Annotated in this window: 13 protein-coding genes; 6 read left to right on the top strand and 7 right to left on the bottom strand. The window is 64.4% G+C overall.

What is annotated here, in order from left to right:
* The 7 genes from Q0X85_RS15465 to bchF form a co-directional block, all read right to left on the bottom strand.
* Nucleotides 1–1,205 (bottom strand): MFS transporter (locus Q0X85_RS15465; protein WP_297773398.1); only part of this gene is annotated, 1,205 nt, incomplete at its 3' end.
* Entirely contained in the window at nt 1,202–1,882 is a 681-nt protein-coding gene (gene bchM, locus Q0X85_RS15460) for a magnesium protoporphyrin IX methyltransferase (protein ID WP_297773397.1), read from the bottom strand. The genes Q0X85_RS15465 and bchM, both read right to left, overlap by 4 nt.
* Nucleotides 1,882–2,778 (bottom strand): ferredoxin:protochlorophyllide reductase (ATP-dependent) iron-sulfur ATP-binding protein, encoded by an 897-nt coding sequence (gene bchL / locus Q0X85_RS15455; protein ID WP_297773395.1) that lies wholly within the window; start codon nt 2,776–2,778, stop codon nt 1,882–1,884. The genes bchM and bchL overlap by 1 nt, the downstream gene beginning before the upstream one ends.
* Before the next feature lie 112 nt (nt 2,779–2,890).
* Nucleotides 2,891–6,451, bottom strand: a complete 3,561-nt coding sequence (locus Q0X85_RS15450) for a magnesium chelatase subunit H (protein ID WP_297773394.1) — start codon at nt 6,449–6,451, stop codon at nt 2,891–2,893.
* Nucleotides 6,441–7,970: a ferredoxin:protochlorophyllide reductase (ATP-dependent) subunit B gene (bchB, locus tag Q0X85_RS15445; protein ID WP_297773393.1), complete on the bottom strand. Its 1,530-nt coding sequence runs from the start codon at nt 7,968–7,970 to the stop codon at nt 6,441–6,443. Before bchB ends, Q0X85_RS15450 begins: the two co-directional genes overlap by 11 nt.
* Complete coding sequence (locus tag Q0X85_RS15440) at nt 7,967–9,247, bottom strand: ferredoxin:protochlorophyllide reductase (ATP-dependent) subunit N (protein WP_297773391.1); 1,281 nt, start codon at nt 9,245–9,247, stop codon at nt 7,967–7,969. The genes bchB and Q0X85_RS15440 overlap by 4 nt, the downstream gene beginning before the upstream one ends.
* Nucleotides 9,244–9,732 (bottom strand): 2-vinyl bacteriochlorophyllide hydratase, encoded by a 489-nt coding sequence (gene bchF, locus Q0X85_RS15435; RefSeq protein WP_297773389.1) that lies wholly within the window; start codon nt 9,730–9,732, stop codon nt 9,244–9,246. Before bchF ends, Q0X85_RS15440 begins: the two co-directional genes overlap by 4 nt.
* Nucleotides 9,733–10,107: 375 nt before the next feature.
* Here bchF and Q0X85_RS15430 point away from each other — a divergent pair, with 375 nt between their 5' ends.
* The 6 genes from Q0X85_RS15430 to idi all read left to right on the top strand — a co-directional run bounded on the left by Q0X85_RS15430 (nt 10,108) and on the right by idi (nt 16,332).
* Complete coding sequence (locus tag Q0X85_RS15430) at nt 10,108–10,902, top strand: hypothetical protein (RefSeq protein WP_297773388.1); 795 nt, start codon at nt 10,108–10,110, stop codon at nt 10,900–10,902.
* 36 nt (nt 10,903–10,938) lie between these two features.
* On the top strand, nt 10,939–12,369 hold the full coding sequence (gene ppsR, locus Q0X85_RS15425) for a transcriptional regulator PpsR (RefSeq protein WP_297773386.1): 1,431 nt from the start codon (nt 10,939–10,941) through the stop codon (nt 12,367–12,369).
* 69 nt (nt 12,370–12,438) lie between these two features.
* Complete coding sequence (gene chlG, locus Q0X85_RS15420) at nt 12,439–13,350, top strand: chlorophyll synthase ChlG (protein ID WP_297773384.1); 912 nt, start codon at nt 12,439–12,441, stop codon at nt 13,348–13,350.
* Nucleotides 13,347–14,639, top strand: coding sequence for a BCD family MFS transporter (locus tag Q0X85_RS15415; RefSeq protein ID WP_297773382.1), 1,293 nt, complete (start codon nt 13,347–13,349; stop codon nt 14,637–14,639). Before chlG ends, Q0X85_RS15415 begins: the two co-directional genes overlap by 4 nt.
* A gap of 2 nt (nt 14,640–14,641) precedes the next feature.
* On the top strand, nt 14,642–15,820 hold the full coding sequence (locus tag Q0X85_RS15410) for a geranylgeranyl diphosphate reductase (RefSeq protein WP_297773380.1): 1,179 nt from the start codon (nt 14,642–14,644) through the stop codon (nt 15,818–15,820).
* Entirely contained in the window at nt 15,817–16,332 is a 516-nt protein-coding gene (gene idi / locus Q0X85_RS15405) for an isopentenyl-diphosphate Delta-isomerase (RefSeq protein ID WP_297773378.1), read from the top strand. Before Q0X85_RS15410 ends, idi begins: the two co-directional genes overlap by 4 nt.
* The last annotated feature ends 204 nt before the right edge of the window (nt 16,333–16,536 follow it).

Here is a 16,536-nt window from a genome sequence, read left to right as displayed (position 1 = left end):
GCCTGTGCCGCCCCCCATGCGCCGAGGGCGAGGCCGTGGCCGCTGCCGCCCTCGCGCGCCAGCCCCATCGCGGCGGTGAGGGTCGAGACCGCAAAAAGCCCGCCGCCGAGGCCGATGAGCCCGGCACCGGCGAAGAACAGCACCGGCGATTGCATGGGGGCGGCAAAGATCACCGTGGCGAAGGCTACGATGCCGACCAGCAGACCTGTGCCCGCCATGCGGTAGGTGTTGGCCCCTTTCAGCAATGCCCGCCCGGCAAGGACAAAGCCCGCGAGCGCGCCTGCGGCCCAGATCGCCGTCAGCACCGTGGTGGCCGAGACCGAGAGGCCCAGCACCTCGCCGCCATAGGGCTCGAGCAGCACGTCCTGCATGTTGAAGGCCATGGTGCCGAGGAAGACCACCGCCAGCAGCCGCCCCGCCGTGCCGCCCTTCATCAGGTCGGCCCAGGCATCGCGGAACTGCGGGCGCGGGGCCTCGCGCTCGGCGCGGCTCATGGGGCTGAGCTTTTCCTGCTTCCAGAGCGCAATGAGGTTGAGGATGATGCCGACCGAGGCCGCGCCCTGAACCACGCGCACCAGCGTGAAGGGCGCGAAATCGCGCAGGAGCCAGCCGATGACGATGGCAGAGAGCGCCATGCCCAGCAGGAACATCACGTAGAGGAGCGCCACGACGCGGGGGCGCGTCTCATCGGTGGCGCGGTCAGAGGCGAGCGCCAGACCGGCGGTCTGGGTCATGTGCAGCCCGAGACCGGTCATCAAAAAGGCGATGGCGGCCAGCACCTCGCCCGCCCATGTCGGGCCGACCTGTTGCTGCCCTGACAGCACCAGAAGGGCGAAGGGCATGACCGCAAGGCCGCCCATCTGCCAGAGTGAGCCGAACCAGAGATAGGGGATGCGCTTCCAGCCCAAGGCAGAGCGGTAAGTGTCCGACCGGAACCCCAGAAGCGCGCGGAACGGCGCGATCAGGACGGGCAGGGCGATCATCACGGCGACGATGACGGCGGGCACGGATAGCTCCACGATCATCACGCGGTTGAGCGTGCCCAGGAGCAGCACCGTGGCCATGCCGACCGAGACCTGAAACAGCGACAGGCGCAGGAGTTGTGAGAGCGGCAGGCCCTCGCTTGCCGCATCGGCGAAGGGCAGCCAGCGCGTGGTGACCGCCATCAACTGTGCATTCGTGCGTTTCCAGGCCTGACCGATCATCCCCGCACCTCCATCGCCTGTGAGATGTAAAACCCGCGTGCGATCCGGTCGAGCGGGGTGAGCCGGGCATCGCTGCCCGCCGCGCGCAAACCTCTCGCCAGCCGCGCCGCCGAATGCGGCACCATGGTGGGCGAGCGGTCGGCGCGCGGAAAGAGCTTGCCCAGTCGCCACATCGCCATCAGCAGAGGTGTGCGCGGAGCGACGGTAAAGATGATCCCGCCGCGTGTGCGCGTGGACAATTCAGTCAGGGCGTGGCTGAGGTCGGAGACGCCGTAATAGATCAGGCTGTCCATCGCGAGCACATGATCGAAGTGCCCCAAATTTGACGCCAGCATATCGCCGGAGTGAAAGGACACATGCCTTTGAAGGGGCGTAACAAGCCGCTTTCGTGCGATGTCGACAAGCGCGGGAGAGATATCCACCGCCACCACATCGGCCCCGCGCGCCGCGAGGTCCGCCGTCATCTGCCCGGCGCCGCAGCCCGCATCAAGGATGCGCGCGCCGCGCAGGTCGTCGGGCAGGCGCGCCAGCATCTGCGCGCGCATGGTATCGCGCCCCTCGCGCACCGTCTGGCGGATTTTCGACACCGGCGCATCGCTGGTCAGCGCCGCCCAGGCCCGGGTGGCGGTGCGGTCGAAATAGGTCTCGACCCGCGCGAGTGTCTGGTCGTAGGACATCAATCGAACCCCAGAAGCTCGAATATATCGCGGTCTTCCATCGGCGCGGGCGCCAGCGGGTCGGTGCCGTTCCAGAGGTGCTGGGCAAGGCCGGTGTAGATATCGCGGACCATCTGCACCTCGTCGTCATTGTCCATCTCGAAGAGCGTCTTTTTCTTCAGACGCGAGCGGCGGATGGCGTCGATGTCAGGCATATGTGCGATGCGGTTGAAGCCCACGACATCGCAGTAGCGGTCGACCTCGTCGGTGTCCTTGGACCGGTTCGCCACGCAGCCCGCAAGCCGCACCTTGTAATTGGCCGATTTCGCCTGCACGGCGGCGATGATCCGGTTCATCGCGTAGATGCTGTCGAAATCATTGGCGGTCACGATCAGCGCCCGGTCGGCATGCTGCAAGGGGGCGGCAAAGCCGCCGCAGACCACGTCGCCCAGCACGTCGAAGATCACCACATCGGCATCGTCGAGCATGTGGTGCTGTTTCAACAGCTTCACCGTCTGGCCCACCACGTAGCCGCCGCAGCCGGTGCCGGCGGGCGGGCCGCCGGCCTCGACGCATTGCACGCCGCCCCAGCCTTCGGTGACGAAATCCTCGGGGCGCAGTTCCTCGGAGTGGAAGTCCACATCCTTGAGAATGTCGATCACCGTGGGCTGCAACTGACCCGTTAGCGTAAAGGTGCTGTCATGCTTGGGGTCGCAGCCGATCTGCAACACCCGCTTGCCCATGGCCGCAAAGGCCGCAGAGAGGTTCGACGAGGTGGTCGATTTGCCGATCCCGCCCTTGCCATAGACCGAAAACACCTTGGCGCCCTCGATCTTCATCGAGGCATCCTGATGCACCTGCACCGATCCCTCGCCGTCCTGTCCCCGAAGGTTCGGGATATCATCGCGCGGGCTCATATAGTCCTCCAATCGGTGGGCCTCATGGCCCCCTGTTTCTTCTGGCCGTAAATATCCCGGGGGTGTGGGGGCTGGCCCCCACGTGCGCCTTGGCCATATGCGCTCCGGTTCGTCATTCTGCCGCCACCCCTTCCATCCGGTCCTCGATCGCGTCGGCGGCGGCGCGCAGGGCGTCGAGCGTGGCGGCGTCGGGGCTCCAATAGGCGCGCTCATGCGCCTCGATCAGCCGGTTCGCCATCCGCGACGAGGCGACCGGGTTGAGATCGCTCAACCGCTTGCGCATCGCCTCGTCCAGAACGAAGGTTTCGGAAATCCGCTGATAGACCCACGGTTCCACCTGTCCGGTGGTGGCCGACCAGCCCATCGTGTTGGTCACATGCGCCTCGATCTGGCGCACGCCCTCGGCCCCGTGATTGAGCAGGGCCTCGTGGAATTTAGGGTTGAGCGAGCGCGAGCGGGTCTCGAGCGCCACCTGATCGGCCAGCGTGCGCACGGTGCCGGTTCCACGGGTGGTGTCGGAAATGTAGATCGCCGCCTCCTGTCCGCCCCGGGCGCGGCGCACGGCGCGGGAGATCCCGCCGAGCGTGTCAAAGTAATGATCCACGGTCGTCACGCCCAACTCGACGCTTTCGAGATTCTGGTAGGCCACCTCGACCCGCTCGAGCGCGGCCTGAAGCAAGCCCGCCTGCGCCTGTGCCTTGCCGTTGACGCCATAGGCAAACCCCTTGCGGGCCTGGTAGGCGTCGGCGAGTTCGTCCTCGTCGTCAAAGGCGGAGCTGTCCACCAGCTGGTTGACATTGGAGCCGTAGGCGCCTTCGGCATTTGAGAAGACCCGGAGGGCGGCGGTCTCAAGATCGCAGCCGGTGCTGTCCATCTGGGCGCGGACATGGGCGCGGATGAAGTTCATCTCGTCTGGTTCATCGGCGCGCGCGGCCTCGAGTGCCGCTTCGGCGAGCATGCGGGTTTGCAGCGGCAGCAGATCACGAAAGATGCCCGACAGGGTCATCATCACGTCGATGCGCGGGCGTCCCAGAACCTCGAGCGGGATGAGGTCGGCGCCCGAGAGGCGCCCAAATGCGTCGAACCGGGGCTTTGCGCCCATCAGCGCGAGGGCCTGGGCCATCGGTGCGCCGTCGGATTTGATATTGTCCGAGCCCCAGAGCACCAGTGCGATCGAGCGCGGCAGGCTCTTGTGGGTGTCGAGAAGCCGTGCGGCCTGACGCGCGCCGTCGCGGCAGGCGAACTCGGTGGGCATGCGGAACGGATCGAAGGCATGGATATTGCGCCCGGTCGGCAGGATATCGGCCGAGCGGATCAGGTCTCCGCCGGGCACCGGTGCTGTGAACCGACCATCGAGCGCATGCAGCAGCGCGGGGATTTCGGTGTCCTCTTGCAGCATGGTATCAATCCGGGCGCGGGCGTCGTCATCCGCCGTATCCATGATCGACAGGTAGCTTTCGCGCGCTTCCGAAGTCATCGGGCGTCCCAATACGTGCAAGCCTTCGGGGATCAGCGCGTCCTCGGTCTCCAGCAGCTTGAGCCAGAGCGAGTCGATGTCGTCCGCGTTCATGTCCACGGTGGCTGCCTGCTCTTGAATGAGCGCGCGCAGCTCGTCCCTTTCGGGCGCGTCCACGGCCATCTCACGCCAGCGTTTGAGGCTGTCCTTGAGTTCTGTCAGGCCCCTGTAGAGCCCCGAGGCCGCGAGGGGCGGGGTCAGGTGGGTGACGGTCACGGCCCCGGCGCGCCGCTTGGCAAGGCTTGCCTCGGACGGGTTGTTGGAGGGGTAGAGATAGACATTCGGCATGTCGCCGATCAGGCGGTCGGGCCAGCATCCCTCGCCCGGGCCGGCCTGTTTGCCGGGCATGAATTCCAGCGCGCCGTGCATTCCGAAATGCAGCAGCACATCCGCGGCAAAGCTGTTCTTGAGCCAAAGGTAAAACTGCGCGAAGGCATGCGTCGGGGCAAAGCCGCGCTCGAACAGAAGGCGCATCGGGTCGCCCTCGTAGCCGAATGCAGGCTGCAGCCCGACAAACACCTTGCCGAATTCGGCACCAAGGATGAAGACGCCGCGCCCGTCTGATTGCACCTTGCCCGGGGCCGCGCCCCATTGCGCCTCGATCTCGCGCAGCCATGGCGTGCCGGACACCATGTCATCGGCGCTGACATGCGCGGCGATGTTGGCCTCCTGGCCGTATTGACGCGCGCTGCCTTCGAGAACGGCGGTGCGCAGGTCTTCGACGGTTTCTGGCGGGGTCACGTCATAGCCGCGCGCGGCCATGGCGTGCAGCGTGTTGTGCAAGGACTGAAACACATCGAGGTAGGCCGCTGTTCCGGCCGCACCCGCATTGGGCGGAAATCCGAAGAGCACGATGCCCACCCGGCGCTCTGCCGCCTGCTGCCGGCGCAGATGCGCCAGCTTTGCAACCCGTGCCGCCAGCATCTCGATCCGCTCGGGGCAGGGGGCCATCGCCTTGGTGCGCAGCGTGCCGCCGGTGCAGCGCCGGGCACATCCCTCGCAAGGGGTGTCGCCATGCCGTCCGGCAAAAACCATCGGGTTGGTGGCGCCGTCGATCTCGGGCAGGGCCACGAGCATCGTGGTCTCGATTGGCCCCAGCCCGCGCCCCGACCCGGCCCATTGTGCGAGCGTTTGAAATTCCAGTGGATGAGCCGCGACATAGGGTACATCGAGACGGCTGAGCAGATCGACCGCTGCCGCGCTGTCATTGTAGGCAGGGCCCCCCACGAGGCTGAACCCGGTCAGCGACACCATGGTATCAACGCGGCCCTCGAAATACCGCTCAACCGCCGGGCGCCCGTCGAGACCCGAGGCAAAGGCGGGGATCACCTTGAGCCCGCGTGCCTCGAAGGCCCGGATGACCGCATCGTAATGCGCGTGATCGCCAGACAGGACATAGCTTCGCATCACCAGAATGCCGACGGTGCCTGTTGCGCCTTGCGGTGCGGGCAGGCGTGCGGGATCAATGGTGATCTTTTCCTCCAGATCGGGGTGATAAAGCCCCACCTCCGGGTAATCCTGCGGTGCAGGCGCGCGCAGGCCGCGCCAATCGTCGTCGTGGCCGTAGCGCGACATGAGAAAGCGCAGCATCGCTTCGATATTGTCATCTGAGGTGCCGAGCCAGTACTGCATGACCAGAAACCATGCGCGCAGATCCTGGGCCTTGCCGGGAATGTATTTCAGGATGCGCGGCAGGCGGCGCAGCATCTTCATCTTCTTCTCACCCGATTCAGCGGAGGGCTTGTCCGACCCGCGCAGCCGCTTCATCAGCTTGCGGGTGCCGCTTTCGGGGGCGGCCATGTCGAGCGTGCCCATGCGGGTGAGCTTGACGATCTGGGCATCAGCGATGATGCCGATCATGGCATCGCACTGGTCGCGCCGCGCCTGGAGATCGGGCAGGATCGCCTTGATGTGATCCTCCAGAAAGAGAAGGCTCACGAGGATCAGGTCACCCCGGGCGATGTCGGCGCGTGCCGCGTCGAGCGCGGCGGGGTTCTCGCCCCATTCGGCGGCGGCATGCACTGTGACGATGAGGCCGGGAAACTCTGTCGCCATCCGTTCCGCGACACGCGCGCAGGCCCCTGCGGCATGCGCGTCCAGCGTCACGATCACCACGCGATAGGAGGCCGCGGCCAGGGGGATCACGTCATCTCGCATAATGCGCCTTTGCCTCGTATAGCGTGTCTATGCCGATCTCGTGGACGCCCTGATTGGCGGCGAAGGTTTCGGTGTTGCGCCGGGCCTTGCCGCGCACGAAGAAGGGGATCTTCTTCAATTCACGCTCGGCCTCGTCGAGCCAGATGACGGTGCCCGGTGCCGACTCTTCCGTCGTTTCCGGCTGCTGCGTCTCGGGTGTGGGCGTGGTGTGGTGGCCGCCGTGATGGCTGGCCCCGGCGGCGTCGTTGAATTCGAAATCGTCGCGGAACATGTGCAGCAGGTGTTCTTCCAGCCCCATGACCAGCGGATGCACCCATGTATCGAAAATCACGTTCGCACCCTCGATCCCCATCTGCGGGGAGTAGCGGGCGGGGTAGTCCTGGACATGGACGGGGGCGGAGATCACGGCGCAGGGGATGTTGAGCCGCTTGCCGATCATCCGCTCCATCTGGGTGCCGAGGATCATTTCGGGGGCGAGCGCCTCGATGGCGGCCTCGACCTCCAGATAATCGTCGGTAATGAGCGCCTCGACGCCGTAGTCCTTGGCCAGCTTGCGGATGGGGCGGGCCATTTCGCGGTTATAGCAGCCCAGGCCCACCACCTCGAAGCCCATCTCGTCGCGGGCGATGCGGGCGGCGGCGGCCACGTGGGTGCCGTCGCCGAAGAGGAAGACGCGCTTGCCGGTCAGATAAGTGCTGTCGACGCTGGCCGAATACCACGGCAGGCGCAGGCGGCTCTCGTCAATCTGCGGGGTGAGGCCGGTGAGGCTGGCCACCTCGGCCATGAAATCGCGGGTGGCGCCGACGCCGATGGGGACCGTCTTGGTGAAGGGCAGGTCAAGCTCGCGCTCCATCCAGCGGCAGGCGGCCTCGCCGGTTTCGGGATACATCAGCACGTTGAAATGCGCGGCCCCCAGACGGGCGATGTCGGCGGGCGAGGCGCCGTAGGGCGCGCAGACATTCACCGCGATGCCCATATCGGCCAGCATGCCGGTCAGTTCGGTGATGTCGTCGCGGTGGCGGAAGCCGAGGGCCGTCGGCCCGATCAGGTTGCAGCTGACATGGGCGGTCTTTTCGACCGGTTTTGCGAGGGCGCGGGTGATCTGAAAGAACGTCTCGTCCGCGCCGAAATTTTCCTTGCGCTGGTAGCTGGGCAGTTCGAGCGCGATCACCGGGACGGGCAGGCCCATCATCTCGGCCATGCCGCCGGGGTCGTCCTGAATAAGTTCGGCGGTGCAGGACGCGCCGACGATCATCGCTTGCGGTTTGAACCGCTCATAGGCGTTCTGGCAGGCGGTCTTGAACAGGTTGGCGGTGTCGGAGCCGAGATCGCGCGCCTGAAAGGTGGTGTAGGTCACCGGCGGGCGGTGGTTGCGCCGCTCGATCATCGTGAAGAGAAGATCGGCATAGGTGTCGCCCTGCGGGGCGTGGAGCACGTAATGCAGGCCGGTCATGGCGGTGGCGACACGCATCGCGCCGACATGGGGCGGGCCTTCATATGTCCAGAGGGTCAGCTTCATTCCGCCGCCTCCAGATGCAGGGCCGCGCGGCGGCGCAGGGGGCGCGAGAAGAGCCCGGCGAGATCGCCCGCCTGTTCGTAGAAATGCACCGGGGTGAACACCAGCTCGATGGCCCATTTGGTGGTGAGCCCCTCGGCCTCGAGCGGGTTGGCGAGGCCGAGGCCGCAGACCGTGAGATCGGGGCGCGCGGCGCGGCAGCGTTCGAGTTGCAGGTCCACGTCCTGACCTTCGGCGATCTGCGGACCTTCGGCCAGAAGATCGAGATCGGGACCGAGGATGGCCTTGTGCAGATAGGGTGTGCCGACCTCGAGCGCCTGCATGCCGCATTCGCGGGTGAGAAAGCGCGCGAGCGGAATTTCAAGCTGGCTGTCGGGGAAGAAGAAGACCGATTTGCCGGCGAGCGTTTCGGCGGCTTGCTTGACCGCACGGCGGGCGCGGGCACGGGGCGCGTCAGTGACGGCATCAAAACGCGCCCGTTCGACACCGAATTCCTGCGCGAGAGCGGCCAACCATGCGGTCGTGCCCTCCTCGCCGAAAGGTAGCGGTGCAGGAACATGACGCGCCCCGCGCCGTTCAAGGGCGGCATGGGTACCGCCCAGGAACGGCTGGGTGAGGGCGAACACGGTGTTCGGGCCCACAGCAACCGGGTCATCGGCATGGCGCGCAGGCAGGACCGTGACCTTGTCGATCCCCATCTGCGCCAGAAGGTCAAGCGCCTGATCCTCGACCACGTCGGGCAGCGCGCCCACCAGCATCAGCTCGCGCTCATCGGTCTGAGGCAGGGCCGGGACCATCGAGGCGAGGCAGGCATCCTCGCCTTCCGTAAAGGTCGTCTCGATGCCGGAGCCGGAATAGTTGAGCACCCGCACTTTGGGGGCGTGGCGCGTGGTCAGCCGTTCGGCGGCGCGGGCGAGATCGAGCTTGATCACCTCGGAGGGGCAGGAGCCGACGAGGAAAAGCTGCCGGATATCGGGCCGGCGGGCGAGCAGGCGTTCGACCTCGCGCTCCAGCTCCTCCTGCGCGTCCTTGAGGCCCGCGAGATCGGTCTCTTCGAGAATCGCGGTGCCGAATCGGGGCTCGGCGAAGATCATCACGCCAGCCGCGGATTGCAGCAAATGTGCGCAGGTGCGCGATCCGACGACCAAAAAGAAGGCATCCTGCATTTTGCGGTGCAGCCAGATGATACCGGTGAGACCGCAGAACACCTCGTGTTGTCCGCGCTGTTTGAGGACCGGTGCGTCGCGGCAGCCTTTGGCGGGTGGGGTGTCCAAACTCATGCTGCCTCTCCTGCCTGGAGGCGCGCCATGCGCAGTTTCCACAGGAATTGCCCGGCGTTGATGACGTAGGCGGCGTAGGCGGCGAGGGCGAGGCCCATCAGCCCCTGGGGCGGCAGCGCCTGAGTCCACAGCGCCCAGAGATAAGCGGTGTGAAGCCCGATCACGCCAAAGCTGAACACGTCCTCCCAGAAGAAGGCGGGGGCGAACAGGTATTGGCCGAACACAACCTTTTCCCAGATCGCGCCGGTGACCATGATCAGGTAGAGGACGGCGGTTTTTGCAACGATGGACAGAGTCGCAAGCGCATAGCCCTCGCCGGTTGCGAGGTAGCGCAACACCAGCGCGAGAGAGATGAGGAAGACGACAAACTGCACGGGGGCGAGAATGCCCTGGACCAGGGTCCAGGCCGACGCGTCGCGGCGTGCCCGCTCTGCCGTGGTGTAAAGCGGTCCGGCTTTTTTGCGATGATGCGCCTGTCGCGCCATATCCCCTCCGGCTCTGTGTGATCAGCTGAAGTCGATGCTAAGGTCTGAGGGGTAAATGTGTCAATTATAATTTACACTCAGGCTGACACACCATTGTCAGCGCGGGCGGACTCAATGGGGCGTCAGAATGCTGAAAGCACGTTCTTAACGTATTAATTGCTTTTAATTTTCAGGTCGAAATTGATTTTTCATGCGATTCAGCGGCATAGGCCAATTGGCGTTATTCCATGTCAGGAAAGTTTGACATTTGATCTTCTCGCAAGCAGACTAAATCTACGGAGCAGGGGACGCGCCCCTTTGTATCTTGCGTGCGATCCGCGATACGGCGGAGAGTGGAGGAACGCAGGTCTACTGGGTCGCCTGGGAGGGCATCGCATGAACGAACCTGAAGATAACGGGTCTGGTCCGCAATCATCCGGAATACGGTTTTTGGTCGAATCCGCCTTGCGCAAGGTGGCGTCTGACAAACAGGGCGGCGATACGCCCAAGAGCCGCGGTGAATGGACAGCGCGATTGTGCGCGGCGTTGACCGATGACTCCGAGTCCGCGCATCAGAACGTGATTGCGGCGATGGTTGCAAACGGCATTCCAAGCGAAGAAATCTATGCCACATACGTGCCGGACGCTGCGCGCTATCTCGGCGAAATGTGGGTGCAGGACCGGGCCAGCTTTGTTGATGTCACTGTCGGCGCGGCGCGGCTTCAGGCGCTGTTTCGGGCGCGTGACGCGGTGGATATGGGCGGCTGGATGGATCGCAGCATCCCGCTGGGGCAATCTGTCCTCATGATCGTGCCGACGTTTGAAGATCACTCCATCGGTGCATTCGTGGCGGCGGATCAATTTCGCAGGCATGGCGTGTGGGTGCACATGGCGATTGGCCTGGAGGGCCCGGAGTTGCAGCACCTTGTGGGCTCAGGTCGATTCGCGATGGCCGGGATCACGGCTGGCAGTGCAAAAACGCTTGAAAGATTGACAGATTTGATAGATTACCTACGTTCTAATGAAGATGGGTGTCCACCGATTGTTATCGGGGGGAAACTTGTCGACAAACCGAGAGAGGTTGAGAAACGGACGGGCGCAGACTTTGCTGTGAGGACCGCACGGGAAGCAATAGAGAAATGTGGTCTTGCATCCGTCGTAGATCCGTTGTCAATCGACGCGAAAACTTAGGCTCGATAGGCGGCGCGCGACAGTTGGGGTATCAGGGTGACGAAACAGAACAGGACGTCAGAACGACCCCAGCCGGGTGAATGGCCCGTTTCGTCGAACGGAGACCTCTTTATTGAGCAGGCGTCGGACATTGCCGTGATGATCGATGCCAATGTCGAGATCACCGCCATTTCGATCAATCCCGAGGTGCCGTCGCTCGGCTGTCTTGATCATTGGATCGGACGCGATTTTCGCAGCTTCCTGACCCCTGAGAGCCGCGCCAAGTTTGAAGTTCGGCTCGCCGAGATGGCGGCGGACCCCGATAGCGTTCCGCGCCCCATCGAGTTGAACCATCGTGACAATGCGAATTGGGAGTTTCCTGTACGCTACACGCTGCACCGCGACGGCAAAAGCGACGGTATCCTGCTCTTGGGGCGGGACATGCAGCCGCTTGCCGAAATCCAGCAGCGTCTGGTCCGCGAGCAGATCGCGCGGGAGCGTGAGCTTGAAAAGTTTAGGGGTATAGAGACGTGTTACCGGGTCGTTCTGGAAGCGTCTGAGACGCCTCTGGTTCTGGTCGAGCCGGATCAGGGCAGGATCAGGGACATCAATTCCGCCGGGGCCCAGCTTCTTGGCTCGAAGCGTGACGTGTTGACGGGCAGCGCATTCGCGCAGACCTTTGAGGGGCAGCGCCGTGGCGCCTTTATGGATCAGTTGCGATCCGTCGCATCCTCTGACGAAATCACCGGGGTCGAGACGGTAGCGCGCCGCAATGGCCGGTTCGTCCATCTCAGTCCTGAGTTCTTTCGTGCCTCGGGCGAGGTGCTTATGCTGTGCCGGATGACGCCGATCGAGGACGAAGAGGCGTCTCGCCCGGAATCGGCCCAATCGCTATCGGCGCTCTTTGAGGCGGCGAGCGATGCGATCGTGTTGCTGGATGCCAATGGAAATATCCGCGATGCGAACGAGGGCTTTCTCGTGTTGTCGGACGCGGCGCAACTGCGCGATGTTCAGGGCCGGTCGATTGCGGATTTCCTGTCGCGCGGCAGCGTCGATCTCAAGCTCATTCTCGACAATACGCGCAAGACCGGGCGGATGCGCAGCTATGCCGCTCAAATCCAGAGTATCGTCGGCACGCGCGCCTCGGTGGATATATCGGCGGCCCGTCTGAGGGGGCGAAACTCTGATCTTGGTATTGGCCTCATCATCCGGGATACCACGCCCCGCGACATGCCGACGGTGCAGGATGCCTCTTCAGCGGTGAGCGAAGAGGCGATGCGCAATGTCATGGATCTGGTGGGGACCGCCTCGCTCAAGGAGCTGGTATCGGCCACGTCGGATGTGGTCGAGAAGATGTGTATCGAAACCGCCGTGCGCCTGACCAACAACAACCGAGTTGCCGCCGCCGAGATGCTCGGCCTGTCGCGTCAGAGCCTCTACGTCAAGCTGCGCAAATACGGGTTGATCAACGCACAAGACGACGATTAAGGCCCGCCTGTCGGCCTGAGGCCGAGAATTTTCTTTCATCGCGTCCGAATGTATAGTTTAATTGACACTATGAGTGTCACTTCATCCTTACATACCTCGCGCCACCTGCCAGAGCCCCGGGCGCTGCTGACCCTGATCAAGCCGGTCACGTGGTTTCCGCCGATCTGGGCGTATCTGTGCGGCGTGGTGTCGTCGGGCGTGTCGCCTGTGGGTCACTGGGGTCTTGTCGTGCTTGGCATGGTCCTCGCCGGTCCTGTTGTCTGCGGCATGAGCCAGGCGGCGAATGACTGGTGTGACCGACATGTCGATGCGATCAATGAGCCGCATCGTCCGATACCGTCGGGCCGGGTGCCGGGCCGCTGGGGCTTGTGGGTTGCGCTGGCGATGTCGGTGCTGGCGCTTGGCATGGGGGCGTTTCTCGGGCCTTGGGGCTTTGGCGCGACTGTTTTCGGTGTGCTGGCGGCCTGGGCCTATTCGGCGGAGCCGGTTCGCCTCAAGCGGTCGGGCATCTGGGGTCCGGGCCTCGTGGGCTTATGCTATGAGGGCCTGCCGTGGTTTACCGGGGCTGCGGTGCTGGCGGCGGGGGCGCCGTCCGGGGAGGTCATCGTGCTGGCCGTGCTCTATGCGGTCGGGGCGCATGGCATCATGACGCTCAATGATTTCAAGGCACTGGAGGGCGACCGGCAGACTGGCGTGAACTCGCTACCGGTCACCCTGGGCCCGGAGCGCGCCGCGCGCGTCGCCTGCATCGTCATGGCGCTGCCGCAGTTTGCCGTGATCGGCCTGCTGCTGGCATGGGACCGCCCGTGGCATGCGGTCGCCATCATTGTGCTTGTTCTTGCTCAAGGTTGGGCAATGCGTATTTTGTTATCCGATCCCAAGGGCCGCGCGCCCTGGTATAACGGCACGGGGGTCATGGCCTATGTCACCGGCATGATGATCGCCGCCTTTGCCGTGCGTCTGGTCGGAGGTACAGGATGACGCTGAGCTGGCTGCAAATCTTTCGTATGGGGCTTGTGCAGATGTGCCTTGGTGCCGTTGTGGTGCTGACCACATCGACGCTCAATCGTCTGATGGTGGTCGAACTGGCGCTGCCGGCGGTGTTGCCGGGGCTGCTGGTGGCGCTGCATTACGGGATTCAGATCACCCGGCCCAACTGGGGCTTTCTGTCGGACACGTCCGGCCACCGGACCCGCTGGATCATCGGTGGCATGGCGGTGCTGGCCGCAGGCGGCTATCTGGCCGCGCTTGGCGTGGTGGCGATGGAGACCCGGTTCGCCGCAGGTCTTGGTCTGTCGATCATCGCCTATGCGCTGATCGGTCTGGGGGTCGGGGCGTCGGGCACCTCGTTGCTGGCGCTGTTGGCCACGGCCTGCGCGGCCCGCAGGCGCGCGGCGGCGGCCACGATCACATGGCTTATGATGATCGGTGGCATCGCGGTGACGGCAACCACTGTGGGCAGTTTTCTCGATCCGTATTCGTCGGCGCTGCTGTTGCGTATCGTGGGCGTGGTCACGGTGGGTGCGGTGCTGCTGACGACGGTCGCGATATGGGGTATCGAGGCGCGGGTCGGGGCACAGCCGGCCAGGGCGGACAGGCCGATGCGCTTTCGTGACGGGATGGCCGAGATCTGGGCCGAGCCCGAGGCGCGCAATTTTACCATCTTCGTCTTTCTGTCGATGACCGCCTATTTCATGCAGGAGCTGATCCTTGAGCCCTATGCCGGTCTGGTGTTTGCCTTCACGCCCGGACAATCCACACAGCTTTCGGGGGCGCAGAATGGCGGGGTGTTTCTCGGCATGCTCACGGTCGGCATTGCCGCCACCGGGTTGCGGCTTGGCTCGATCCGGCATTGGGTGGTTGCGGGATGTCTGGGCTCGGCCTCGGCGCTTGCGGCGATTGCGCTGCTTGGGGCGTCAGGCGCGGCAATGGCGCTTGTGCCAACCGTCGTGACGCTCGGGTTCTTCAACGGAATGTTCGCGGTCGCGGCCATCGGCGCAATGATGGCGCTGGCCGGGCAGGGCCGTGAGGCGCGCGAAGGCACGCGCATGGGCCTGTGGGGCGCGGCGCAGGCCATTGCAGCGGGGTTTGGCGGGCTTGCCGGGGCGGCTGCGGTCGATGTGATGCGGGCGCTTGCGAATACTGATGCGACAGCCTTTGGCGCGGTCTTTTTCTTCGAGGCCGGGCTTTTCGTGCTTTCGGCGCTTCTGGCGCTCAAGGTGATTGATCACGGTCGTGGCCGCGGCGCGACCCTCGTTCCGGGAGAATGACCATGTATGATGTCGTTGTTATCGGGGGTGGCCCGTCGGGCGCCACGGCCGCCGAAGACCTTGTGCGATCGGGTCACAACGTGGCGCTTTTGGATCGGGCAGGACGGATCAAGCCCTGTGGCGGGGCCATACCGCCCCGGCTGATCGCCGATTTCGATCTGCCCGAGGATCAACTGGTCGCCAAGATCACAACCGCGCGGATGATTTCGCCCACCGGGCGCCATGTCGATATTCCCATCGAGAACGGCTTTGTCGGGATGGTGGATCGTGAGGAGTTTGACGAATTCCTGCGCGCCCGCGCCGCGACCGCAGGGGCGACCCGCGTGACAGGCACATTCCTGAGGATCGAGCGCACTGATGATGTGACGGTCGTTGTCTACCGCGACAAGGAGAGCGGTGACGAGGTGAGGCTGGAGACGCGCCTGATCATCGGTGCGGACGGGGCGCGCTCGAATGTGGCGCGGGCCGAGGTGCCGGGCGGGGATACGATCCCGTATGTCATCGCCTACCACGAGATTATCGAGGCCCCCGGCCCGACCGGCGCCTACGACCCCGCGCGCTGTGACGTGATTTATGACGGGGCCATTTCGCCCGATTTTTATGGCTGGGTTTTTCCGCATGGCAAATCCGCGAGTGTCGGTATGGGGTCCATGGTCAAGGGGGTGGATCTCAAGCAGGCCACCGCCGCCTTGCGCGTCTCAAGCGGTCTGTCCGAGTGTCCCACGATCCGGCGCGAAGGTGCGCCCATCCCCCTCAAGCCGCTGGACCGGTGGGATAATGGCCGTGATGTCGTGCTTGCGGGCGATGCGGCTGGGGTTGTTGCGCCGTCGTCGGGCGAGGGGATCTATTACGCCATGGTGGGCGGACGCGTGGCGGCGACGGCGGCGAGCGCCTGCCTTGCTTCGGGGCGCGCGCGGGATCTCAAACTTGCCCGTCAGCTCTTCATGCGTGAGCACAAGACCGTTTTCCGGGTTCTGGCGTCGATGCAGAATGCCTATTATAGATCGGACGAGCGGCGCGAACGCTTTGTGTCGCTCTGTCATGACATTGACGTGCAGCGGCTGACTTTCGAGGCTTACATGAACAAGAAACTGGTGCGTGCCCGCCCGATGGCGCATCTCAAGATCGGGTTGAAGAACCTCGCGCATCTGACGCGGCTGGTGGCGGCCACGCGGGTATGACAGCGCTGATTCCAACATGGGTTGGCGATGATCTGGTCGCGGTCGACAAGCTGGAAGCGCATCAGCGCGGCCTGCGTCACAAGGCGGTGTCGGTTTTCGTCATGGCGGGCGAGGATCTGCTGATCCAGCGACGTGCCTTGGGCAAGTATCACACGCCCGGCCTGTGGGCCAACACCTGCTGTACGCATCCGCATTGGGGCGAAGACCCCCTGAGTTGTGCCCAACGCCGCCTCAAAGAGGAGTTGGGGATTACTGGCCTCACGCTCAGCCATCGCGATCAGGTGGAATACCGCGCCGATGTCGGCGGTGGTCTTGTCGAGCACGAGGTGGTCGATATGTTCATGTGCCGGGTGCCGTCCCGTGTGGCGCTTGATCCTGATCCGGAGGAAGTGATGGAGACGCGCTGGATCGGGTTGAATGCGCTCAATGCCGCGATCCGGATGTATCCCGAGCGCCATACGCCGTGGTTGCGGATCTACATGGCGCAGCATGCAATGCAGATTTTCGCCTGACGTTGGACGGTGCGGGGCTTTGGTGCGGGCGGGCGGTTTTCAGCGCAGCCTCGTCCGAGCGGGCAATTTTGGCCTGAAGCGGACGTTGCATCCCGCCAGAAGGTGCCGCGCGGTCGCAGGGCCGGGGACTGGCGATGCAACGGCCTTTGCGGGCGCTTTATGCCAGCCAAGTCATTCTAAACTCAACACGTTGCACGCCACATC

The sequence above is a fragment of the uncultured Roseovarius sp. genome, from assembly GCF_947259555.1.
Taxonomy (GTDB): domain Bacteria; phylum Pseudomonadota; class Alphaproteobacteria; order Rhodobacterales; family Rhodobacteraceae; genus Roseovarius.
Note: the sequence above shows the minus strand (reverse complement) of the source record. Positions and strands in the feature narration are given on the sequence as shown.

Excerpts from the sequence above, each read along its gene's own strand:
- bchF (WP_297773389.1), bottom strand. The coding sequence starts at position 9,732 with ATGGCGCGACAGGCGCATCATCGCAAAAAAGCCGGACCGCTTTACACC.
- Q0X85_RS15415 (WP_297773382.1), top strand. The coding sequence starts at position 13,347 with ATGACGCTGAGCTGGCTGCAAATCTTTCGTATGGGGCTTGTGCAGATG.
- Q0X85_RS15410 (WP_297773380.1), top strand. The coding sequence starts at position 14,642 with ATGTATGATGTCGTTGTTATCGGGGGTGGCCCGTCGGGCGCCACGGCC.
- Q0X85_RS15440 (WP_297773391.1), bottom strand. The coding sequence starts at position 9,247 with ATGAGTTTGGACACCCCACCCGCCAAAGGCTGCCGCGACGCACCGGTC.
- Q0X85_RS15430 (WP_297773388.1), top strand. The coding sequence starts at position 10,108 with ATGAACGAACCTGAAGATAACGGGTCTGGTCCGCAATCATCCGGAATA.
- bchB (WP_297773393.1), bottom strand. The coding sequence starts at position 7,970 with ATGAAGCTGACCCTCTGGACATATGAAGGCCCGCCCCATGTCGGCGCG.
- chlG (WP_297773384.1), top strand. The coding sequence starts at position 12,439 with ATGAGTGTCACTTCATCCTTACATACCTCGCGCCACCTGCCAGAGCCC.
- Q0X85_RS15450 (WP_297773394.1), bottom strand. The coding sequence starts at position 6,451 with ATGCGAGATGACGTGATCCCCCTGGCCGCGGCCTCCTATCGCGTGGTG.
- bchL (WP_297773395.1), bottom strand. The coding sequence starts at position 2,778 with ATGAGCCCGCGCGATGATATCCCGAACCTTCGGGGACAGGACGGCGAG.
- bchM (WP_297773397.1), bottom strand. The coding sequence starts at position 1,882 with ATGTCCTACGACCAGACACTCGCGCGGGTCGAGACCTATTTCGACCGC.
- idi (WP_297773378.1), top strand. The coding sequence starts at position 15,817 with ATGACAGCGCTGATTCCAACATGGGTTGGCGATGATCTGGTCGCGGTC.